We start from the raw sequence: 22,757 nt of genomic DNA on the forward strand, positions 1-22,757 counted from the left end.
ATTTTACGTGACACCGGATGAATTGAAAAAACCCAAATGGTCCTGCATACTCGGAAATTCATGCGTATTTAGATAGCTTAAGGGGGGACTCTCCACTCTGTCGCTCAATCGCACATTATCTCTTGACGGGACGCGATTCGGGGAGTAAGATATCGTGCCGGTTCATTCAACAGGGAACTCGGTAAAAGAAAGTAGGCCATTTGCATGGACCGTTAATGATGTCAGTCGAGAGCCTATGACGTTGCCCCCGAGGGATGGGATACAAATCCGATTGTAGTTGGCTGCAAACAGTGTTACTCTAACAACGGCAAACCAAACTCTATGTTTTGCGATACATCTACTAAGAGTCACCATTTTAGTTATAAAGAAAGGTCATACGATGATAAAAGTGGATCAATTATCCTTCTCGTTTCCGCAAAAAGAACTTTATAAAAATATTTCATTTACGCTTGAAGAGGCGCAGCATTGCGCGTTTATAGGAACAAGCGGCAATGGCAAAAGCACATTGATAGACATCCTGATGGACCCGGAAAGATATCTGTTCGAGGGTAAGTTAGAAATAGATCCGAGTTGCAAAATCGGGCATGTAAGCCAATTCTCGCAGCTGGATAAAACGAAAGAAACAACGGTTGTTGAATATATAGCGGAAGAATTCATTAAAATACAAAATGAAATCACATCGGTTTGTACGGAAATGGAAACCTCATCGGATATTGAACCGTTGTTAGAACAGTATCAAATCGCTTTAGACGCATTCGACGCAATCGGCGGGGATGATTTTGAAAGCAACATGAACAAGAAGCTAAATCTAGCCAACCTCATGAAGCTAAAAGATCAGAAGGTATCCGACCTGAGCGGCGGGGAATTCAAGCTTATTCAAGTGATGAAGGAAATGCTTGGCAGTCCGGACGTCTTGATTATGGATGAGCCGGATGTATTTTTAGACTTTGAAAACCTGAATGCGCTTAAAAATCTTATCAATGCTCACAAAGGAACCTTGCTGGTCGTTACGCACAACCGATATCTATTGAATCATTGTTTCAACAAGATTTTACATCTTGAAAACACGGAAATCCAAGAGTTTGACGGGTGCTATATGGAGTATAACTTCTCGTTGCTTCAGACGAAAATCGAGTTGCAAGAGCTCGCGGTCGCCGAGGAAGAAGAAAGCGAGAGAAACGAGAAAATCATCAACAATCTGAGAGCGATCGCAACTTATAATTCGGAAGCATCCAGAGGGAGAGCGTTAAAAGCTCGTGTCAGGTTTCAAGAACGATTGGAAGCGCGAAGAATTAAAGCGCCATTCGTTGCTATCAAGCAGCCGACGATCCGTTTCGGAATGGATAATGAAATCGAAGACAGCACGCTTATAAATGTCGATCGTTATAGCGTTGCCTTTGATGAGTTGCTCTTGGACAATGTGAGCTTCGAGATAAAATCCACCGATAAAGTAGCCATTATTGGTCCAAACGGTACCGGGAAAACGACGTTACTCCGAGATATCTTCAAAAATAACCATGCTTCCATTGAAATCCATGCGGACGCAAAAGTGGCTTATTTATCTCAGAATCAGGGCGAAGTGCTAAAGGATTCGAATACGATACTAGAAGAATTCATCGATGCCGGTTTTAAAACGTACGATGAAGTTCGATCGTATCTTTCAAGCTATGGCTTTGAAGGAGAAATCGTTGATCAACGGATCGCCTCGTTATCCGGCGGAGAGAAAAATTTGCTTCAAATCGCTAAAGTTTCTGCCAGCAAAGCAAACGTATTGCTTCTTGATGAACCGACTAGCCATTTAGATACCTATACGCAAATCGCGCTGGAGAAAGCCATTGAAGAATACAAAGGCGCGATTCTCATGATCTCTCATGATTTCTATTCCGTCGTAAACGGCATGGATTATGTGCTGATCATCGACGATAAGACGATGAGGAAAATGAGCATGCGAAAATTCAGGCAGATGATTTATGCGAGCCATTTTGATCGGGACTATCTAGAAAAGGAACAAAATAAAAGAGCGGTTGAAATGAAAATCGAATTGGCTTTAAAAGATACGAATTTTGAACTTGCAAAAGGGTTGGTTGAAGAGCTGGAAGAGCTGATCAAGTTGCTTTAAAGGACCACACTGATTACCGCATCAACGAGTGATAAGATAAGAAGAGCCTTCTTCGCGCAGCGAGGAGGGCTCTTCTTATTCGTACGCGCGCATTCCAGCGATCAAGGCATCGAAATAGGCGCCCATCGCGGAGTCGTCTTCATCCAACCATTTCTCGTAGAAAACCTGGTGTTTCATCGTCTTGTAGAAGTCCATCAACGCCTGCTTCATCGTCATGTTCTGGAGCATGAGCCACTTGGGGTCCAAAAGCTTCCGGAAGACGAGATCCACTTGGGTCAAGTAAAGTCGTGCATTGATCGGATAGAAAACGCCAAGCGCAATGCCGCTGTCGAAGTAGTCGGCGAGCTTGTTCTTGCATAGCTCAACGGCCCCGGCAAGCTTGGCGTACAAATCGGGATAGGCCCCGCTCAGATCCTGAAGCAGGATGTCGGTCAAATAGAACGACATCTTAATCGTGAGCTTGAACGCTCGGGCGAAAGAGTCGCCGTAGAACTTCAGCTCTTCGGCGGACGGCTGCTCCGGCGACAGCGTGGGCGGGGCTTCCGACAACATTTGATGGGACACGTATAAGACAAACTTATCGATGAGACTCTCCGCGATCTCGGCTTTCGACGCGAAATATTTATACATCGTCGGTTTGCTGATATCCATATATTTGGCTGCATCGTCCATTTTCAACGAGCTTAAGCCGTTCTTTTGAACGTAGGGCATCAAGCGCATCACAAGCTTCTCCCGTTTGTCGAATAACGGGTCACAGTCGGTTTCCGACATATCGCAACACCTCCAGGAAGACCAACTCCTAGTATAGAACATCTCGCGGGTATTAGAAACACTGTTTATAAATTTAACTATTTTTATTAAATTAGTTTACTTTGTATAAAAGGATGTGGTATTTTATTGGCAAGAAAATGATTATGCTTGGGGGAGTTTAACATGTCCACTGAAGTTCAAGCCAACGGGTCAACGCCCGTTCGTTCGATTCTGGCTCCGCTGATCGCGATTGTCGTTGGGATGTTCATGGTGATCTTGGATACGACGGCGGTCAATGTTGCGATTCCGGTGCTTGCGGATGATTTGCACAGCTCATTAAGCCTCATTCAATGGACGATCACGGGGTATTCGTTGGCTCAAGCCGTCGTGATTCCGATGGCGGGATGGTTCTCCGACCGCTTCGGGGCGAAGCAGACGTTCATCGTATCCATTATCTTGTTCACTGTCGGTTCGATTCTTTGCGCGTTCGCGGGCACGGCGGAGCAGTTAATCGCCTTCCGCATCGTGCAAGGCCTGGGCGGAGGGATGGTCATGCCGATCGCGTTCGCGATGACCTACCGGATCAGCCCTCCGGAGTCGGTGGGCAAAATTATGGGCATGATGGGCGTGCCGGTCCTGCTTGCGCCAGCGCTTGGTCCGGTCGTATCCGGGTATCTGGTCGACTACGTCAATTGGCAATGGATCTTCCTCATCAATATTCCGGTCGGAATCGCCGGCGTGGTCATGAGCGTCCTGTCATTGCCGAATCTGCCGAAAAAAGCATCGGCGCCGCTCGATTACGCAGGCATCGCGCTTGCGCCATTCGCCTTCGGCGGATTGTCGTACGGGTTAAGCGAAGCGGGAGAGGGATGGTCTTCCGCGAAGACGATCGTCGGTCTAACCGTAGGCGCCGTTGCCATGATCTTGTTCGTTGTCATCGAACTTCGCCGGAAGAGAGAGCCGTTGCTGGAGCTACGGGTATTCCGATCCATGCAATTTACTCGCGGGATTCTTGTGCAGTGGGTGATGCAATTCACCATGTTCGGGCTAATCTTCGCCATCCCGTATTTCATGCAGCGGCTGATGGGAATGAGCGCGTTCGAGGCCGGATTATGGACCTTGCCGCAGGCGTTGGCCTCCGCGACCATGATGCCGTTCAGCGGGCGGTTGTTCGACCGAATCGGCGCGCGTCCGTTAGTCGTCGGCGGGTTGATCTTAATTACGGTGGGCGCTTACTTGTTCTCGCTCATTGATCCGAGCGACAGCCCGTGGTTGTTCTTGGCTCCCCGTGCGTTGATCGGGTTCGGAATGGGCATGTCCTTTATCGCCTTGAACACGCACTTGATCCAGACGGCTCCCAAGGAGCTGGTCGGCAAGGTGACTTCGCTGACAAGCGCTGCCCAGCAGGTCTTCGGATCGTTCGCCATAGCGGGATTGACGACGCTGCTCGTCAGCCGTACGAATCATTATACGAGCCAAGGCGAGAAGCCGATTCCGGACGCGATGTCGCACGCTTTCCACAATGCGTATCTCTTGATCGCCACGCTCGCCGCGGCAGGTTTGCTGCTCGCATTCACGCTCAGAAGGCCGGCAAAGGCGCAAGCTACCCAGCCGACAGTCGTCATGGACGCAGGCCATTAGGTGATCTAGTCAACAGTTCTGGTCGTCATAACATAAGAGCCGTCAAGGGGAGGGGAATCTCTCCTTGACGGCTCTTATTCGTTATCTATCCCTGGCGCGGCAGCGATTGTTGCGAGACAACATTGACGCCGCTCGCGACTGGGAGTGATTTGGCGTAACTGCCCAAGTTGTCTACCGGATTGATCTCATAGGGGACACCTGCCTCGATCGTCCCCGAAGTGACATAAAGATAGATGGCTTGCAAACCCGTTTCCATATTGAAGGTCACCTTCATATCCGACCCTGTGCCGGAATCGGTTTTGACGGTCACCTCTGCTTTGCCGTCGGCATGAAGCTTGAACGTCTTGGGGGCGTACCTGAGGAATTCCATCATTTCCTCCGACGACTCCGCATCCGATGACAAGAATAGAAGCAGCGAGACGCGCGGATCCTGTTTGGAGATCGACTCCCAGCTCAACCCGTAGGGAAGAGGGCTGCCCTTTGCTGCGGCAAGAACGATGCTTGCGGATGTGACTTCATGTAAAGGATTGAAGTTATCGAAGAAGGCCATCCAGTCGCGAATGATTTCAGCCTCGGTTTTGCCGAACGCCGATATCGCGGATTGATTTTTCATATCTTCCGTCACGGTTTGGCCACCGGCGTAATCCCGCGCGACCTGATCGGCATAAGCATAGATGCGGTCCTGGCCATATGTAAAAGCCAAATACCAGTAAAGAGAGTAAAGGATGCTTCTGTAGTCATCGAAGCTGGGCGGGTAAATTTCGAGAATCTTGCCGAAGGAGTCGGCATTGCCTGCATCGACGATCGTTCTCCGCCAGGTATTGTTTTTGACCATTCGTATTACGTCGTCTTTGGTTTTCGCCAGCCGGAGAGGAGGGAGCTGCGTTGGCGCCTTCGCTGCATCATACTCGTAATCCATTTGGCTGCTGTAAGCCGCCGCGCCTTCCATCATCCATTTCCTGTCGGATGCCCCCCAGTATTGATTGAAAGCCTTGCGCTTATCTTGGTGCGGATCGGCGATATCAAAGCGGTAATAATCAAAATAATAGCTCAACTGCTGCATAACGAGCGGGCGAAAATCGGACTGCAGTTCTCCACCGTTGAAGCGAATCTCGACATCCAAGCCACTTGACCCCCGATTATTGTACTGCCAATCCGTTTGGGCGTCGCTTGAGAGCGCGAATGGAATTGAAGGCTCGTTGTAATAGAAGAATATTTTCAAAGATTGGTTATCTTGCGCATAAGGTTCTAATTGGCGGGCTTTGGCAAGAGCGAGCATCATCGGTCCGATTTCTTGAACCGCGTACCCGTAGCCGTAACTATCCTGAAACGCATCCGTCACATAGATTTCGACTGGTGAACCGCCTGCGTGGAGGTCAAGGTCATACCGGCGGAATCCTTTAAACGTATAGTCAGGGTGCAAGACCACGCTCTTTACGTCCTGATACCCCATGTCGGTCAGCGAATATGCTGCCTCTGCTTCCGTCGGAGCTGACTGATCGTTCGGCGGGCTGGTTACGAGTATCGTGTTGGTAGCCGGATCGTAATTGACGCGATACCCGAAAGCTTCGGCAACGGCACGACCGGGAAGGTAGACGCGCCCTCCCACGCTGCGGGCAGGCACTTCTAATTCAGCATACGGTTTGCCATTCATTGTAATTGACTTGTCCCCGACACCTAGCTGCACCGTCGTATCTCCCAGGATCGCCGTAACGCTCTGCGACTTCCCATCCCAGACGATGTGCTGATCATCGTTCGGAACGCCGAGCGCGACAAGCAGGTCGCGAAGCGGGACGAGGCTTCTTCCTTGATCGGTAAACGGCTGCCCGAACTGAAATTTTATGATGTGACCGTTAACCGTCAGATTCAAATCGTTGGCGGACGAGAGGGCTGACTTCTCGTCCGCCGCGTAAACTTCGCCAAAAGGCTGCGATGATATCACGATTAGTAACGCGAGCACAGAGAGCAATAATTTACTGGAAATAAGTTTGAACATAAAGGCGTGTGCTCCTTCCGAGTTTGAATATAGGAGTTCATGTGACAAGCATTATGATTCTTAGTCAAATTCGGCGACCTCTTTCTTGGAAGACCCTACCACAAAAGAAGCGATATGTCATTGCTAATCCTTATTTCTAAGCCACTGGAGGAGTTCACCGGTAATCGCGGCAATCATGACGACGAAGCCTCTCGCCCCTTGCTCTCTTCGTTCGGCCAGTCATGTTAGGCCACTAGTTGTCCGCGTTCCATTATGCTAAGATGAGAGAAGCGCAAAAAGGATTTTACTGTAAAAAATGGATGGTCGTGCTGGCCTCCGTTTACACGAATCCATTCTTGGGCTTTTTTTGTTTTGCCCGTCGCACGCCCTAGTCTAACCCATGATTTTTCTACACCTACGGTTATAGATCCATGATCACGAAGCATTCTTCTGCGTTTCCGCGAATACCATTAGGATTGGTGCAACGGTCCGTATCCTTCCGATGTGCCCCACTCTCCGCATGTCATGCCAGTTGATGCGACTGTACGATGCTGTACGAACGAAACCTTACAGGCTACTTCTGCGGGCGAGCTCGCAGTACCAATAGCGCTAATTATTCGAGTAGGAGAGAGGGGCATGAATGATGGAAGGGCCAGGACGCAGTCAGGAGAAGAAAAGGTTGAAAGCGAAGCTAAGAGGTTATTTGCTGGCGGTAGTAATCATCGTTTCGTTAATGACATTCGGGGCAACGGCATTTGCCGGATTAGATGTAGGGGGCGTCACCGCCCAAGTGACCGTGACTTACAACTCGAACGGCGGCTCGCCGATTGCCCCCGAGTTTGTGTCGTCATCCGGAGGGAAGGTGACGTTCCAGCATACGCCGGTGAAGGAGTGTTACAGCTTCGCGGGCTGGTACTACGACAGTGCGCTAACGCAAGCCTACACGGCATCCGATTTGATTTATCAAAGCCTGACGCTGTATGCGAAATGGACGGCCACGGGAACAAACGGGGCGTGCGGCGCTGCTGCGTTGACCTCGACGATCGGCACGGTAAGCACCGGCGGCACGGCGAACGAGACGATCTCTGTCGGGAGCGACGTCAAGTTAGCCGACTTGAAGGCCGCGATCACGCCGTCAGCGAATGCAACGTTCGAGATCTACAATGCGGACGGCATGACGAAAGCGACGACGCTGGAGACGGGCATGAAGATCATCGTCACCCCGCAGACCGGATCGAGCAAGACGACATACACGATAACGGTGACTTCTCCGAATGTAGCATTGAATAGACCCGCGACGGCTGACAGCACGTGCACGACCTCGCAAAGCGCGGCCAAAGCCGTGGACGACAGCGTAACCAATGACAGCAAATGGTGCTCCATGTCCGACAGCCGCTGGCTGCAGATCGATCTTGGCGCGGTGAAGCAAGTGAGCCAATTCGTCATCAAGCACGCATCGGAAGGCGGACAGCCGGCTTCCTATAACACGAAGGCTTACAATATCCAAGTGAGTGCCGATGCTAAGAACTGGAGTACGGTGGTTAGCGTAAACAATAATACAAGCGGCGTTACGGTAGACAACATATCGGACGCGCAGGCCCGATACATCAGATTGAACGTCACGACCCCAACGCAGACTTCGGATGCTGCGGCGAGAATCTATGAGTTCGAGGTCTATGGGCATCCGAATTTGGCATTTAATAAACCCGCAAAGGCGGACAGTACATGCAACGCCTCGCAGACCGCGGCCAAAGCCGTGGACGGGAGCGATGCCAACGATAGCAAATGGTGCTCCAAGTCCGGCAACCGTTGGCTGCAGATCGATCTCGGCTCCGTGAAGCAAGTGAACCAATTCGTCATCAGGCACGCATCGGAGGGCGGAGAGACCGCCTCCTATAACTCGAAGGCTTATAATATCCAGGTCAGCAGCGACGGCACGACTTGGAGCACCGTAGTCAAAGCAACCGATAATAAGGCTAGCGTGACAGTAGATAATATCGCTTCCGTATCGGCTCGGTATATCAAGTTGAACGTCACGACGCCTACGCAAACCACAAACCAGGCGGCAAGGATTTATGAGCTTCAGGTGTTCGGACCATCGAATTTGGCATTCAATAAACCGGCGACGGTCGACAGCACGTGCAACGCCTCGCAAACCGCGGCCAAAGCCGTGGACGGCAGCGTCATCAACGATAGCAAATGGTGCTCCAAGTCCGGCAACCGTTGGCTGCAGCTCGATCTCGGCTCCGTGAAGCAAGTGAACCAATTCGTCATCAAGCACGCATCGGAGGGCGGAGAGACCGCCTCCTATAACACGAAGGCTTATAAGATTCTGGTCAGCACCGACGGTACCAGTTGGACTCCGGTAGTGAACGTAACGAACAATACGAGCGGCATTTCGGTAAACAAGATTACCGTCGTATCGGCTCGCTATATCAAGCTAGACGTCACGACGCCTACGCAAACCACAAACGCCGCGGCAAGAATCTTTGAGTTCGAGGTGTACGGACCTCCAAATTGACATGAAATAAACCCGCGACGGTCGACGGTTCGAACTTGAAGACGGTCGTCAACATAACCAACAACGCGGGCGGTATTGCGGCATGGCCTCTGAGACGTTAAGTTTCAGGGGCTTTTTGTTTTCGATTAGATAAGCATTCGATCTGTTTTATGCGGCCTGCAAGGCGTTTGCCGTTACGAGGACGGGTGTCCCTACATAGACATAAGCTGAGCTGAGGAGCAAGGCTTATGCCATGGACAGGGATGGTGTGACGGGGATGGCACTGCTACGGCCTATCCTCATCGGAAGGCGGAGACCATCTACGAACTGTCGGCTCGATGGAGGAACAGCGGAGAGCAGCAGCGGAATATCCAGTGGGTGACAAGGTTCCGCAAAGCGTTACGCCCCTTTGTGCAAGGGGATTACGTGAACTTTCCCAATCTACAGATTAAGAACTGGCCCAAAGCATATTACGGCGTGAACTTCGGCAGATTGAAGCAAGTGAAACGAAAGTACGACCCTCATAATGTGTTTCGGTTTGCGCAGAGCATTCCAGTGGGTCAACCGGTCGGAAAATGATGCTGCTCACACTGGGGACGCGGCATGCAGTCGCTTCGGTTCCCTAGTATCGTCGAGCGATATCCGCGAGCCGCTTGACGCCTTCCCGCAATTGCTCCTCGTTGGCGAACGAATAGCTTAAACGGATCCATGATCGCATCTCTCTAAGCGGATCGCAAAGTACCCCCGGAACCACGGAGACGGATTGCCGGAAGCTCTCGTTCAAAAACCGTTCCGCAGGAAACGCTGCGGGAAGCTCGATCCAAAGGTTCAAGCCTCCTGTTGGACTGACCCACTTCCATCCCGTAGCGGATAATTCCTCTTCGACGATTTCTTTTTTCACCTGCAGAGCGATGCGCAGCTTCTCCAAGTGCTGCTGCATTCGCTCCGATTCGAAATAGTGAAGGAAAATTTTCTGGTTCACCAGCGGGGTTCCGTTATCGGCCAGCCACTTGGCGTTAATGAGCGGTTTTAACACGGTCGGCCGGCCGATGACGGCGCAGATGCGCAGCCCTGGCGCTACGTATTTACTGAAGCTGCGGATGTGGACAACCCACCCATCCGTATCGTAAGCAAACATGGGCTTAGGAGGAGGTTGGTCAAAATACATTTCGTGAACCGCATCGTCTTCTATCAGCAAGCAGCGATATCGTTCGGCCAGCTCGACAAGCCGCTTGCGTTGGCCGGCCGGAACGGTGTACCCCGTCGGATTATGAAAGGTAGGATTCATGTAAAAGACACGGGGCCGGTGCTGCGCCATGAGCATTTCGACTCTCTCCAGATCGTAGCCGTAGGGGTGAATATCGACCGTAATAAACCGCGCGCCTTGTTGACGGAAAATATCGATCGCGGCGCTATAGGTCGGCCTTTCAATCATGACGAAATCCATCGGCCTGACGAATACGCGGGAAACCAAGTCGATCGCCTGTTGCCCTCCGGTCGTGATCAACAGGTCGCTTCCGGTCAGCCGAAAACCGTGGTGCTGCATGATGTAGCGGCAAAGGAATTCACGAAGCTCCACGTCCCCTTGCAAATCGGAGTAGGTCCCCATGACTTTCGGATATAAATCGAAGACTTTCTTCACGTAGTCGGACAGGAAAAGATTCGGCAGCAAGTTCGGATCGATCAGCGCTTTGGAAAATGGATAAGCGACGGGTATCTGCTTAATATCCGATAGAGAGTACTCCGAGTAGCCGGAAGCGGCGTTGGGGCTACGCTCTGCATGTTCGAGTGTGACTTGTTGCGGAAGATCCGGACTTACATAGTAACCCGATTTATCCTTCACATAGGCTTTCCCGTCTTGCTTCAGCAACTGATAGGCTCGAAATGCCGTTAGCCGGTGTACCCCGAGTTCTTGGGCGAGCCGTCTAATCGAAGGCAGCTTGTCATGGGCATGCAATTCCCCGCGTTCGATCTTGGCGACAATATAATCGTACGTCTGTCTGAACAGCGTATCATTCGTCAATGCCTGTCCCTCCCATCTCCTATTATATCGCTCTCCCCGATAATCTGTTCTGCTAGTAACCATCTGTTCTAATGGCTCCCTTGTATAATTCCTGTTACAAGGGGGAGTATCCATGATTATTTTTAATTACCTGATGGTTTGTCTAATTTTCGGTACAACGTTTTTGGCGATAAAGCTAGGCGTCGACGCGTCCGCGCCGCCTTTCTTCTCGGCGGGAATAAGGTCTTTCATTGCAGGCCTGATCTTGCTCTTGTTCATAGCATGGAAGAATAAAGCAAGCTTAAAGTTATTATGGCGTAAAGAAATTCTGCTTATGGGGTCGGGTCTTACATTCGGAACCTACTCCACCGTATATTGGGCCGAGCAGTATGTCTCCTCCGGGTTTGCGGCTGCGCTGTCCGCTACGGCTCCCATGATGATCCTTACGCTGCAAACGGTTGTCGTGCGGCAAAAGCCGACGGCGCGTGCCGCGTTCGGCGGCATCCTTGGATTCGCCGGAATCGTCCTGTTGCTGCTCCCGCGCCTGACCGTAACCGCCAATACAGAGTGGATCGTCGGGTGCGTGGCGATTTTGGCCGGCCGGATCTTCTATGCCTTCGGCGTCATCTATTCCAAACGGGTCATTCAGCGATTTCCGGAGGCTTCGTCTACTGCGATTAACGCGACCCAGATGCTGTACGGAGGCTTGATGCTTCTTATTCTGTCTTCTTTCACGGAGCACGTATACATCGAGAGCCTGCTGACGACGAAAGCGGTCGGATCTCTTCTTTACTTAATCGTTATCGGTTCGATGGTCGGACAAAGCCTCGTCTATTGGCTCGTCTCCAAAACGAATCCCGTCTTTCCGACGACGTTCCTCTATGTTTCCCCGATGATTGCGCTCGCGATTGGAGTGCTATTGTATGGCGAGACGATCACTTGGGTATCGGTAATGGGCGTGATTACGATCATTGCCGGAACGATCTGGATCAATCTGGACAGTTTGAAGCAATTGGTTTCTAAGAGAGGTTCGAGCGTTGCTAATCATTCTTAACAGTCACGCTAGTGATAAAGTTTAGTTTGGATGAGTTATTGTTCTACAATTTGCAGGAAAAAGCTGAAATTTGTCGAATGATATAAAAATGATTGTAAATGATTGACAGTTATTGGGCCTGCTCTGCCTGGAGCTTTCAATACTGTTCCGCATTGGTCTGTTTATTTTTGGTTTTCGACTCGATTTAAAGCAAAGGGGAAACAGGAGTGCACAATAATTTCGGCATGGCAAAACAGAAAAAGATCATCATGGTCGTCCTTGCTTTGGCATTATTTATTAACCTATATTCGGGGATCGCTGCGGCTCAGGGTACGGCCGCATTGGAGATTTCAACCGCTTCCCTGGATTCGACTTATGGGGAAGAAGTCGCCTTCGACGTCATGGCACTCGATCCGGCAATCGGCGGATCTACCCCCGGCGGAACAGTCACGTTGAGAGATAACGGTCAGGACCTTATGACAGATGAATTAACGACGGCTGAGCCGGTGATTACGACATCGGGCGTAACCCCCGTTATTCAATGGGGCGCATACACGTACTGGGCTAATAGTTACGCGGATAATCGCATTGCGTTCAACATCGTTGCTTACGATGCTTCCCGCAACGTTGTTGGTCAATGGGAAAAGCCGGGCGCACGATATTTATCGCGGATTACGATGGATGCCGCTGCGAAGACCTTCACCTTCTGGGGCCAAGATGACTTTACGGTAACAGTTAGTTGGGGAGAGCTACTAAGCGCCTCGTCCAGCGCCAGCTTTAAGACATCCGAGCTGACCGTCGGTTCGCATGCCATTACCGTTGCTTTCCCAGGGGACGGTTCCCATGACGCGAGCGTAGCGTCCGTCACGTATACCGTACACCCTAGCTACACGGTAACGTACAATGGCAACGGCAGCACGGGAGGAGACGTACCCGCCGACGGCAGCTCGTATAAGGGCACGAAGGCATTGATTTCGGGCAACGACGGAAATCTGGCGAAGACGGGCTACGCATTCGCGGGCTGGAACACGCAGGCGGACGGTCGAGGAACGCATTTCGAGGCAGAGACCGAGGGTACGATTACGTCCGATGTGACGCTGTACGCGCAATGGGCGAAAATATTAGACGTTGGAACGGGTACCGAAAGCGATCCTTATCTGATCAGAACCAGCGAGGAGCTGGATACGATCCGCAATTATTTGAATCAAGATCTGTATTTCAAACAAACGGCGGATATTGACGTAAGCGGTGTACAAGAATGGTTGCCGATTGGCGATTCCAGCAATAGATTTATGGGGCATATGGACGGCAATGGACACACGATCACAGGCTTGACGATTAATAGACCGGATAGCAACTATGCAGGATTGTTTGGTTACACCTATTATGGTGCAAGCATCACCAACATGAATCTGGAAGACGTACATGTTACCGGCAAACAAGACGTAGGCGGTTTGGTGGGCCGTAACAATAACGGAGAGATAAGCAACAGCTACGTTACAGGAAGCATCACAGGGATAACCACCAACGCAGGCGGCTTGATCGGCTACAATTATTATGGATCCGTTAGTAACAGCTTCTCCACGGCAAATGTAACGGGAGGCTCAAATGTAGGCGGTTTGATTGGCAACAATACCGGGACGATCAGCTACGACTATGCAGCAGGAAGCGTAACGGGAAGCGGCACTAAGATAGGCGGCTTGATCGGCAATAACGGTAGTGGGACGATTACTAACAGCTTCTACGACTCGGGTACAACGGGACAGTCGGATACCGGCAAGGGCGTTGGCAGAACGACCGCAGAGATGAAGGTACAAGGCACGTATGCAGATTCAAGCTGGGACTTCTCAAACCTATGGGCGATAAGTCCATCGCTCAATAACGGATATCCTTATTTGCAGGTAGTAAAAAAGACCGTGACATACGACGGGAATGGAAACACGGGCGGGAGTGCTCCGACCGACGGCAACTCGTACTCGCGGGGCATGATAGTCAACGTATATAGCGATGCGGTGACGTTAGTCAGGACGCACTATACGTTTGCAGGTTGGAATACGAAAGCCGATGGAAGCGGAACGGCTTACGCGGCAGGTGCCGCATTCAGCATAGGCACGTCCGATGTCACGCTGTATGCACAGTGGACACTAAACCCGACGTATGCGGTGACGTATAACGGCAACGGCAGTACGGGTGGAAGCGTACCGACCGATAGCGGCTCGTATGAGCAAGGCGCTTCGGTGTCGGTATTGGGCAACAACGGGAACTTGGTGAAAACGCACTATACCTTCGCAGGCTGGAATACGAAAGCCGATGGAACCGGAACGCCTTATGCAGCAGGCGCTACGTTCAGCATGGGCACGTCCGATGTGACGCTGTATGCACAGTGGACACTAAACCCGACGTATGCGGTGACGTATAACGGCAACGGCAGTACGGGTGGAAACGTACCGACCGACAGCGGCTCGTACGAGCAAGGCGTTACGGTGTCAGTAGCCAGCAACGATGGAAATTTAGTGAAAACGCACTATACCTTCGCAGGCTGGAATACGAAAGCCGAGGGAAGCGGAACGGCTTATGCAGCAGGCGCTACGTTCAGCATGGGGGCGTCCGATGTCACGTTGTATGCGCAGTGGACATTAAACCCGACGTACGCGGTGACGTATAACGGCAACGGCAGTACGGGTGGAAGCGTACCGACTGACAGTGGCTCGTACGAACAAGGCGCTTCGGTCTCGGTAGTTGGCAACGATGGAAATTTGGTGAAAGCGCACTATGCGTTTGCGGGTTGGAATACGAAAGCGGATGGAACCGGGACGGCTTATGCAGCAGCTGCTACGTTCAGCATGGGCTCGTCCGATGTCACGCTGTATGCGCAGTGGACATCAAACGGTGATGGCGGCTCGCACACAACAACCCCGCCAACGAATGATCCCAAGGTCACCTCTACGGACGGTCATTTAACGCTTCCCGCGGGTAAAGCGGGAGAAGTTAGCCTCGGTGATGCGATCAAAATCGTCATTCCGGTTAACGCTACCGGCAAAGAGCAGCAATTCACGATCGAGATCGTCCCGGACGTACAGACGTTGGTTACAAGTAAGGATGTTCTGCTTAGCTCGGTATTTGAAGTTCTCAAGAGCTTCGCCGGGAACTTCGACAAACCGGTCACGCTCTCTTTCAAATTCGACCTTAATCGCTTGAAAGGCAACGAGAAGCCGGTCGTTTTCTATTATGACGAAGCGAAGAAGGAATGGGTGAAGGTCGGCGGCGAAGTGAGCGGCAGCAGAATTAGCGTAGATGTAAATCACTTCACGAAGTACGCTATATTTGCGATAGCCGATACTGCCCCTCCGGCAACGGACGGCAAAGCGGAAATAAACTTCAGCGATATCGCCGCACACTGGGCGGAAGCCAGCATCAAGCAAGCGGTAAGCGCGGGGATCGCCAGCGGCTATCCGGACGGCACGTTTAAGCCGGGTCGTACCGTGACGCGCGCGGAATTTGCGGTCATGCTGATGAACGCGCTCCAACCGCAAGCAGACGGAACGCCGGTGGCGTTCACCGACAAGGCGCAAATCGCCTCCTGGGCGGAGAAATCCGTCGCGCAGGCCGTATCCGCGGGTATCATTAGCGGTTACGAAGACGGCTCCTTCCGCCCGAATGCGGAAATTACCCGTGCGGAAATGGCTTCGATGATTGCAAAGGCCTTAAGCCTGCCTAGCGCAACGGCTGCGGCGTCTGGCTTTGCGGATGACCAAGACATTCCGGACTGGGCGAAAGGCGCAGTGGTGGCAATGAAAAACCTGAGCATTATCGAAGGCAAGGGAGCGAACCGATTTGCTCCTCAAGATAAGACTACAAGAGCAGAAGCGGTAACGGTACTCTTGAAAATGCTGGCGCAAAAGAGCAAGTAAAGAAATGCAGAGCAAGGCTGCTTTGAAGTCAAATTCAAAGCAGCCTTGCTCTATTTTTATAAATCCGCAGCTCCGCATGGCTGGAATTTAACTCTGAACGGTAAACTGGGGTTCCGTATAGATGCGGAGTTTAGTGCGATACTCACGGGTGGAAGCTTTTTAAAGGGAAATCGCTGGGATGCATCTTAGTGGATGTAAGGTTTGCTAAGCAAGTAAAGCTCCTATGAATCTCATATTGGTTGCCTCTAAGGTTCTGCAGGCCTTCGGGACAACCTTATTTTTCTGCCTTCACTGCCGTCTCCGACCAATAAACCGATGCCATGCTTCATATTTTGTCGGCTAGCCGACTGTTTTGTTATAAACTATGAACTATAATCGTAAATACCGATAAGTAAACTAAGGATTACCTAGACAGCTAGAGAGGGGCGCGGCGACGATGGACCAAGAGGGAATGTCCTCCTATTCGGAAGGAACCGTAACGGATAACGGTGAAGCCGAGCAACTCGCGTTAGCGAAGCTCTTCGAGGAATTCGGCACTTCTCGCGTGATGAAGAAGAACGCCTTTATTTTCAGGAGCGAAGAGGAAAGCCAGGAGATCTATTTTGTCCAGGACGGACTGGTGAAGATCTCGCAGTTTGCCCAAGAGGGCCAGAGCATCACCTTGTTCCTGCGGCACAAGGGCGAGGTGTTCGGCGCGGCCGAGGTGCTGACGGGGCAGAAGAGGCAGCGTTATGCGCGGTGCATCACCGACAGTCGCATCCTCTCGATTCCGGCTTCCCAATTCACCGACTTGCTGAAGAGACATCCGGATGCCCTCTACGCGCTAACGGTGGCCAACGCCAGCCGTTTGCTGCAGACGCAGCGGTACGTGGAAACGCTCATCTCGCGGCCGGTTGCCTGGAGGCTGGCTCAACTGCTCCTGCAGCTCGGAGTTCGCGCGGGGAAGGAGACGGTCGTCACGCTTCCGCTTAGCCACGAGGAAATCTCCTACGTCATCGGCTGCAGCAGGCAGACGGTTACGGAGACATTGGGACGATGGCGGGACGAAGGCCGCATTCGCTATGAGAAGAAGTTGGTTGTCATTCTCGATACCGACGAGTTCGAACAGCAGGCGTAACGATATGGGAAGCCAAGGGGGGCGGAGCATGATCCGGGTAGAAGGAGTCGGCAAGACGTTCGCGCAACGGGGCGGAGCGGGCTACACCGCATTGGATGACATCTCATTCGAGATAAGCAAGGGGGAGTTCGTCTCCATTCTAGGTCCTTCCGGATGCGGCAAGTCTACGCTGCTTAATTTGGTGGCTGGGCTGGAGCTCGCGGATCGCGGCCGCGTCGAAGCGAACGGGAAGGAAGTCACGGCCCCGGGGCCCGACCGTATCGTCGTGTTCCAAGACCATGCGCTGTATCCGTGGCTCACCGTGCTGGAGAACGTCGCTTTCGGTCTCAAGCAGAAGGGGATCAACAAGAAGGAGCGCCGCGAGCGGGCCATGGAGCAGATCCGGGCCGTTCATTTGGGCAAGTTCGCGGACCGTTATCCCCATGAATTGTCGGGCGGGATGAAGCAGCGGGTGGCGATCGCGCGGGCGCTCGTCATGGATCCTGAGATTCTGCTCATGGATGAGCCGTTCGCCGCGCTCGACGAACAGACGAGGCTGCTGCTGCACAAGGAATTGGAGCAGATATGGCTGAACACGCGGAAGACCATTCTGTTCATTACGCATAACATCCGGGAGGCGGTCACGCTGTCGGAACGGGTGCTCGTGATGTCCACCCGGCCGGGACGGATCAAGAAGGAGTTTCGCGTACAGGCGTCACGGCCGCGGGCGCCCGGCGATTCCGTGCTGCACCATATCGAGAGTCAGATCATGGATACGTTGGCCGCCGAACTGGAGAAGGTGGCGAAGGAGGAATACGGCAATGACTACACGCTTGAGAAAAGCCCTCTTTCTCATTCTGCTGCTCGTAATCTGGGAGACGGCATATAGGACGATGCATTGGGGCTGGCGCTTCCCGTCGGCGCTGCAGACGATGCATACGTTCTACGATGGGATGGCAAATGGCCAGCTGCTCGAAGCGACGCTTAGCAGCTTGAGGCGAATCCTCGTCGCGTTCGCCCTGTCGTGCGTCATCGGCACGACGCTCGGGGTCCTGTTCGCTCGGAGCCGAGTGCTGGACGAGACATTCGGCTTTGTCGTCGTCGCGCTGCAGACGGTACCGAGCATCGCTTGGCTGCCTTTCGCCATTATCTGGTTCGGGCTGAACGATTTCGCCGTCGTGTTCATTACGACGATCGGGGCCACGTGGACGATGACGATCGCGAGCCGAAGCGGGATCAAGAACATTCCTCCGATCTATCTGAAGTCGGCGCAGATGTTCGGAACGGGCCGCGGGTTCAAGCTCTTCTACCAAGTGATGATTCCCGCCTCTATTCCTCAGCTCATTACGGGCATGCGCATGGCCTGGGCGTTCGCTTGGCGCGCGCTCGTCTCCGGCGAACTCATTGCGCGAGGCATAGGGCTGGGGCAGCTGTTGGAGGAGGGACGAAGCCTCGGCGACACCTCGCTCATGCTCTGCATCGTGCTCGTGATCGCGATTCTCGGCACGATCTCCGACCATCTCGTCTTCAAGCGCATAGAGGACCGGATCTGGACCCAATACGGCCTGAATGCTGCCAAAACGTAAGCTCATTTAAGAAAAGGGGAATGGTCCATGTTCAAAAAAGCGGTGTTTTCTAGTCTTGCAATCATCTTGATTCTGACTCTGCTATCCGGCTGCGGCTCCTCTGATTCGGGGAATAACGGGGGCTCCAATTCGGCCAGCCCCATTACGGTGAAGATCGGCGTGCTCAAGAACGTGACCCATGCACCGGCCTTCGTAGCGATCAAGAAGGGCTATCTGCAGGAACGTCTTGGCGCTAATGTAAAGATCGAAGTACAGGGCTTCAATAACGGCTCCGACTTCTCGACCGCGATGGCGACAGGCCAGATCGACATTGGCTACGTTGGTCCAAGCCCGGTAATCAACCAATACGTAAGGAGCAAGAACATCAAGATTCTGTCCGGGGCGAACAACGGCGGTGCCGTGCTCGTGGCGAGGAAGGGCTCCGGCGTGAAGAGCGTCAAGGACTTGGCGGGCAAGCTGGTCGCCATCCCGACGAAGGGAAGCACGAACGAGATCTCTCTCCGTTTGCTGCTTCAAGAGCAGGGCCTGAAGGTGACGACGGACAAGAGCGGGGCGCAGCTCATCGCGATGGCTCCGGCAGATACGCTGACGGCGATGAAGCAGGGTCAGGTTGACGCGGCGCTGTTGCCGGAACCATGGGGCACGCAGATCGCGAACGAAGGCATCGGCGAGATCGCCGTCGATTGGGATCAAGTTCCGCCGAATAAGGGGAACTACCCGCTCACGATCATCGTATCGAGCGACGACTTCCTGAAGAATCATCGGGATCTGGCCAAATCCGTTCTGCTCGCCAACGAGGACGCAATAAAGTTTATCAAGGATAGTCCGGACGATACGTATCCTCTCGTCAGCGATGAGCTGAAAGAACTGACAGGCAAGGGCTTGGACACCGAATTGATCAAGGCCGCGCTTGCCCATCTAACCCTGACGACGAACATCGACCAAGACGCCTTGAAGGTCATGGCTCAGGTAGCGGCAGATGCCGGCTACATCAAGGGAGTCAAAGCAGATGGCTTGGATCTGTCAGGCCTGTACGATCTGTCGCTGCTGGAGGAGACGCAGGAAGGCAAATAAAGCGAAGCGGAGAGGAGTGACAGCGATGCATATCCAACCACAAGAGAATTTGCGGCCAGACTACCACCCGGACCTGACCGTCGTTCTGCTCGGAACGGGTTCTCCGCGCGCCTTCTATGGGCGAGCGAAGCCCGGAGCCGTGGTGCTCGCGGGAGACAAAACGTTTCTCGTCGATTGCGGGGGAGCCGCGGTGGACCAACTAATCAAAGCCGGCATCATGCCCCAGCGGATATCCGATGTCTTGTTCACCCATCACCATTACGATCATAACGGCGGATTCTTCGACGTGTTCATCACGAGCTGGCGCACGCATATTACCGCCGAACGCGTCTTCGAGGGCCGTTCGGTGCCCATGCAAGTGTACGGTCCGGACACGACGAAGGCGATCATCGGCAAAATGCGGGAGTCCTTCGAGTTCGACGTCAAGCTCCGCATCAGCTATAACCTGTCGGACGAAGCGGGCTCGCGAATCGAGTATACGGAATGCAACGAGGGCGTCGTCTACGACAAGGACGGCATCCGGATTACCGCCTTCGAAGTGGACCATCGCCCTGTCTATCCGGCGATCGCGTACAAGTTCGAATATAACGGCAAGACGGTCGTGATCTCCGGCGATACGATTCCGGTGGCCAGCATGGAGAAACAAGCGGCCGGGGCGGATCTGCTCGTTCATGAAGCGTACAACAAGCCGTGGCTCGACGCTCTGATCGCGCAATATCCGGCGCACGAGAAGGCGCTGTCGAACCCCGCGAAGTATCATACGACGACGCTGGAAGCGGCGGATATCGCGAAGCGGGCCGGCGTCAAGCATCTCGTGCTCACGCATCACATTCCCGCGCCGGAGCCCAACGAGGCGGCGGAGCAAGCCTATATCGAAGGGATGGCCGACATTTACGACGGACCGATCACGGTCGGCCGCGACTTGATGGTCTTCGAATTAAAATAGCGGGTAACCGCTCGAGGAAGGGCACCGGCCGGGTGCCCTTCTTTTTTCGCGCTATGGATGGAATCGTTTTGGTATAATAGGCGGTAATCTGTCTGGAACGCCAACCGGATTGCCGGTGAATGGGAGGAGGCGACGATATGGACATCAACGAGCTTATCGTGCTATGGAATCACGCGAACGGAAAAGTGATGGACGTTCGGCGCGTCACGCTCAAAGCCGGCGAAGCCTTGCGTGCTTATCAGGTGCCCTCAAGCCTATATCTGATGTCGGTTCGCGGTCATGCTACGGCTGCTTGCGGAGGCCAATATCATAGCATGCAGCGCTTTACGGTGCTCCATGCAGGCAAAGGCGCCTTGCTCGACATCGTCGCCGGAAGCGAAGGCGTGGATTACTATAGCATCTATTATAAAGCGAGTCTGAATCCCCCGTTACCCGCAGAGATTGCCGAGCTAGCAGAGCGAACGAAGCCCTTTGATCATGCGTATAGCATAACGCCGGACAATGCGGTTAAGCTGTATCGGATCGTGAGCGACATGCACAAGGAATGGGGGAGGCAGTCGCCGCTTGCGAATTTGCGCGTTCGGACGCTGCTATATCAGTTCGTGCATGAGCTGGCTCATCAAATTTCGGCGAACGGCGCAGGCTTGGCCAAGCGCGATTTGGCCGCCCAGGTAGCGGCCTTCATTCATGAGTATTATGCGGATCCCATTACGCTCGAATCGTTATCGGAAAGTCTGAACTATAGCGTGCCTCATCTCTCTTCCTATTTCAAAATTCGCACGGGGCTTAGCCCGATCGACTACTTGATCAAAATACGCATCGATAAGGCGGCGGCGCTGCTGCTTGAAACGGATGCTGCCTTGAAGGATATTGCGGCCGGCGTCGGTTATCAGGACCCGAGCTACTTGGGCAGGCTGTTCAAAAAGCACAAGGGAGTTTCTCCGATCAGCTACAGAGAAGCCCGGGCCACGAAGAACGCGAAGAACGCGAAGAACGCGAAGAAGGAGCAAGCAGATTGTCCGGCTATAATCATGGAATCGTCCATTGTCCCCTTCAAGCCCGTTCACTATACTGATGGTATTGAAAACGATTATCAGTCTCAGGGTGACGGAGAGGAAGATTTGTTCATGCTTAATCATTCAAGACCTGCGCTGGCGGCCTTGCTGCTGAGCCTCATGCTGCTGCTAAGCGCATGCGGTACGAACGGCGCAGCGGAGACGACGGCCTCGCAGCCAAGTCCCAGCGATAATACATTGCCGGCAAACACGGAGCAGCCGAAGACGAAAACCGTTCAAACGGTCAACGGCGAGGTGGAGGTTCCTTTGCATCCCGAACGTATCGTTGCAGGCGAGTATCTCGGCAGCTTGATCGCGCTTGGCATTACGCCGATCGGCACATCCGATCACCATATCAAGAATCCGTATTTCCAACAATACTTGAAGGACGTTGAGAATATTGGCGACGGCAATGGCAATGTAGAGAAGATACTGGCGCTTAAACCGGATTTAATTATTATGGACGACATGTATCCGGAGCTGAACGAGCAGATGGCGAAGATAGCGCCCACCGTCGTCATTCCGTATGCTTCCCTGAAAACGGTACACGAAGAGGTTGCTTATTTCGGCGAACTGCTGGGCCAAGAGGATAAAGCGAAAAGCTGGCTCGCGGACTATGACAGTCGAATCGCGAACGCCAAGGCCGACGTATTGAAGGTTATTCCCGCGGACAGCACGTTCTCCGTCATTGAAATCGCCAGCGATAAAAGCTTGATGGCCGTCGGAACCGATTACGGCAAAGGAGGACAGCCGATCTACAATGGATTCGGCTTCAAGCCTCCTGCGGAGATCGCCGCCGAGATGGCCGATCCCGGCTGGGCTGCATTCTCTGCCGAAGTGTTGACGAAGTACGCGGGGGATTATATCATCCTTACCTCCGATACGGAAAAGCTGGCCGATATTAAAGCAGACCCGATCTGGGGCTCGCTTCCGGCAGTCAAGAACGATCACGTGTTTCTATGGACCAGCGATCGCTCCGGCTATTGGGATCCGATCGCGATATTGAGTCAGACCGAGGAATTGGCTGCTTGGCTGACGAGCCTCTAACAGGGCACTCGGAGACAGACAG

The 22,757-nt window shown here is 52.9% G+C and carries 14 protein-coding genes and 1 pseudogene; 12 read left to right on the forward strand and 3 right to left on the reverse strand.

The annotated features are described in order from the left end of the window. Positions 1-379: 379 nt before the first annotated feature. Positions 380-2,119 (forward strand): ABC-F family ATP-binding cassette domain-containing protein, encoded by a 1,740-nt coding sequence (locus AC0YNU_RS25920; RefSeq protein WP_475761658.1) that lies wholly within the window; start codon positions 380-382, stop codon positions 2,117-2,119. Positions 2,120-2,194: 75 nt separating this feature from the next. Here AC0YNU_RS25920 and AC0YNU_RS25925 read toward each other — a convergent pair whose 3' ends face one another. Beyond that, the gene (locus AC0YNU_RS25925) at positions 2,195-2,890 is read right to left on the reverse strand and encodes a TetR/AcrR family transcriptional regulator (protein WP_475761660.1); all 696 of its coding nucleotides are present in this window, start codon (positions 2,888-2,890) and stop codon (positions 2,195-2,197) included. 162 nt (positions 2,891-3,052) lie between these two features. On the opposite strand from AC0YNU_RS25925, the gene AC0YNU_RS25930 reads away from it, so the two are divergent. Beyond that, a complete protein-coding gene (locus tag AC0YNU_RS25930) occupies positions 3,053-4,510 on the forward strand; it encodes a DHA2 family efflux MFS transporter permease subunit (protein WP_475761662.1) in 1,458 nt (485 codons plus the stop codon). A gap of 85 nt (positions 4,511-4,595) precedes the next feature. Here the strand turns inward: AC0YNU_RS25930 and AC0YNU_RS25935 are convergent, their stop codons facing one another. Further along, positions 4,596-6,506: a copper amine oxidase N-terminal domain-containing protein gene (locus AC0YNU_RS25935; protein WP_475761664.1), complete on the reverse strand. Its 1,911-nt coding sequence runs from the start codon at positions 6,504-6,506 to the stop codon at positions 4,596-4,598. A 619-nt stretch (positions 6,507-7,125) separates the two neighbouring features. On the opposite strand from AC0YNU_RS25935, the gene AC0YNU_RS25940 reads away from it, so the two are divergent. Together AC0YNU_RS25940 and AC0YNU_RS25945 are read left to right on the forward strand one after the other, a co-directional pair. Further along, positions 7,126-9,006 (forward strand): discoidin domain-containing protein, encoded by a 1,881-nt coding sequence (locus AC0YNU_RS25940; RefSeq protein ID WP_475761666.1) that lies wholly within the window; start codon positions 7,126-7,128, stop codon positions 9,004-9,006. A 261-nt stretch (positions 9,007-9,267) separates the two neighbouring features. Continuing rightward, positions 9,268-9,564, forward strand: a pseudogene (locus AC0YNU_RS25945) (BBE domain-containing protein); the annotation flags it as partial. A 43-nt stretch (positions 9,565-9,607) separates the two neighbouring features. Here AC0YNU_RS25945 and AC0YNU_RS25950 read toward each other — a convergent pair. Beyond that, positions 9,608-11,008: an aminotransferase-like domain-containing protein gene (locus tag AC0YNU_RS25950; RefSeq protein ID WP_475761668.1), complete on the reverse strand. Its 1,401-nt coding sequence runs from the start codon at positions 11,006-11,008 to the stop codon at positions 9,608-9,610. A gap of 112 nt (positions 11,009-11,120) precedes the next feature. Here AC0YNU_RS25950 and AC0YNU_RS25955 point away from each other — a divergent pair, with 112 nt between their 5' ends. The 8 genes from AC0YNU_RS25955 (at position 11,121) to AC0YNU_RS25990 (ending at position 22,735) form a co-directional block, all read left to right on the forward strand. Beyond that, positions 11,121-12,041, forward strand: a complete 921-nt coding sequence (locus tag AC0YNU_RS25955) for a DMT family transporter (RefSeq protein WP_475761670.1) — start codon at positions 11,121-11,123, stop codon at positions 12,039-12,041. Positions 12,042-12,247: 206 nt separating this feature from the next. Next, positions 12,248-15,931 (forward strand): InlB B-repeat-containing protein, encoded by a 3,684-nt coding sequence (locus AC0YNU_RS25960; RefSeq protein ID WP_475761672.1) that lies wholly within the window; start codon positions 12,248-12,250, stop codon positions 15,929-15,931. Between the two features lie 436 nt (positions 15,932-16,367). Then, positions 16,368-17,048: a Crp/Fnr family transcriptional regulator gene (locus AC0YNU_RS25965; RefSeq protein WP_475761674.1), complete on the forward strand. Its 681-nt coding sequence runs from the start codon at positions 16,368-16,370 to the stop codon at positions 17,046-17,048. Positions 17,049-17,076: 28 nt separating this feature from the next. Beyond that, positions 17,077-17,916, forward strand: a complete 840-nt coding sequence (locus tag AC0YNU_RS25970) for an ABC transporter ATP-binding protein (protein WP_475761676.1) — start codon at positions 17,077-17,079, stop codon at positions 17,914-17,916. Then, positions 17,849-18,613, forward strand: a complete 765-nt coding sequence (locus AC0YNU_RS25975) for an ABC transporter permease (protein WP_475761678.1) — start codon at positions 17,849-17,851, stop codon at positions 18,611-18,613. The genes AC0YNU_RS25970 and AC0YNU_RS25975 overlap by 68 nt, the downstream gene beginning before the upstream one ends. Positions 18,614-18,640: 27 nt before the next feature. Next, a complete protein-coding gene (locus AC0YNU_RS25980; protein WP_475761680.1) occupies positions 18,641-19,687 on the forward strand; it encodes an ABC transporter substrate-binding protein in 1,047 nt (348 codons plus the stop codon). Between the two features lie 25 nt (positions 19,688-19,712). Continuing rightward, positions 19,713-20,633, forward strand: a complete 921-nt coding sequence (locus AC0YNU_RS25985; protein ID WP_475761681.1) for an MBL fold metallo-hydrolase — start codon at positions 19,713-19,715, stop codon at positions 20,631-20,633. 137 nt (positions 20,634-20,770) lie between these two features. Continuing rightward, positions 20,771-22,735 (forward strand): AraC family transcriptional regulator, encoded by a 1,965-nt coding sequence (locus AC0YNU_RS25990; RefSeq protein ID WP_475761683.1) that lies wholly within the window; start codon positions 20,771-20,773, stop codon positions 22,733-22,735. The last annotated feature ends 22 nt before the right edge of the window (positions 22,736-22,757 follow it).

The sequence above is a fragment of the Paenibacillus sp. J31P316 genome, assembly GCF_056269105.1.

Bases quoted from the DNA above. Each gene is read 5' to 3' on its own strand.
- AC0YNU_RS25920 (WP_475761658.1), top strand. From the start codon at position 380: ATGATAAAAGTGGATCAATTATCCTTCTCGTTTCCGCAAAAAGAACTT.
- AC0YNU_RS25925 (WP_475761660.1), bottom strand. From the start codon at position 2,890: ATGTCGGAAACCGACTGTGACCCGTTATTCGACAAACGGGAGAAGCTT.
- AC0YNU_RS25930 (WP_475761662.1), top strand. From the start codon at position 3,053: ATGTCCACTGAAGTTCAAGCCAACGGGTCAACGCCCGTTCGTTCGATT.
- AC0YNU_RS25935 (WP_475761664.1), bottom strand. From the start codon at position 6,506: ATGTTCAAACTTATTTCCAGTAAATTATTGCTCTCTGTGCTCGCGTTA.
- AC0YNU_RS25940 (WP_475761666.1), top strand. From the start codon at position 7,126: ATGATGGAAGGGCCAGGACGCAGTCAGGAGAAGAAAAGGTTGAAAGCG.
- AC0YNU_RS25955 (WP_475761670.1), top strand. From the start codon at position 11,121: ATGATTATTTTTAATTACCTGATGGTTTGTCTAATTTTCGGTACAACG.
- AC0YNU_RS25965 (WP_475761674.1), top strand. From the start codon at position 16,368: ATGGACCAAGAGGGAATGTCCTCCTATTCGGAAGGAACCGTAACGGAT.
- AC0YNU_RS25970 (WP_475761676.1), top strand. From the start codon at position 17,077: ATGATCCGGGTAGAAGGAGTCGGCAAGACGTTCGCGCAACGGGGCGGA.
- AC0YNU_RS25975 (WP_475761678.1), top strand. From the start codon at position 17,849: ATGACTACACGCTTGAGAAAAGCCCTCTTTCTCATTCTGCTGCTCGTA.
- AC0YNU_RS25980 (WP_475761680.1), top strand. From the start codon at position 18,641: ATGTTCAAAAAAGCGGTGTTTTCTAGTCTTGCAATCATCTTGATTCTG.
- AC0YNU_RS25985 (WP_475761681.1), top strand. From the start codon at position 19,713: ATGCATATCCAACCACAAGAGAATTTGCGGCCAGACTACCACCCGGAC.
- AC0YNU_RS25990 (WP_475761683.1), top strand. From the start codon at position 20,771: ATGGACATCAACGAGCTTATCGTGCTATGGAATCACGCGAACGGAAAA.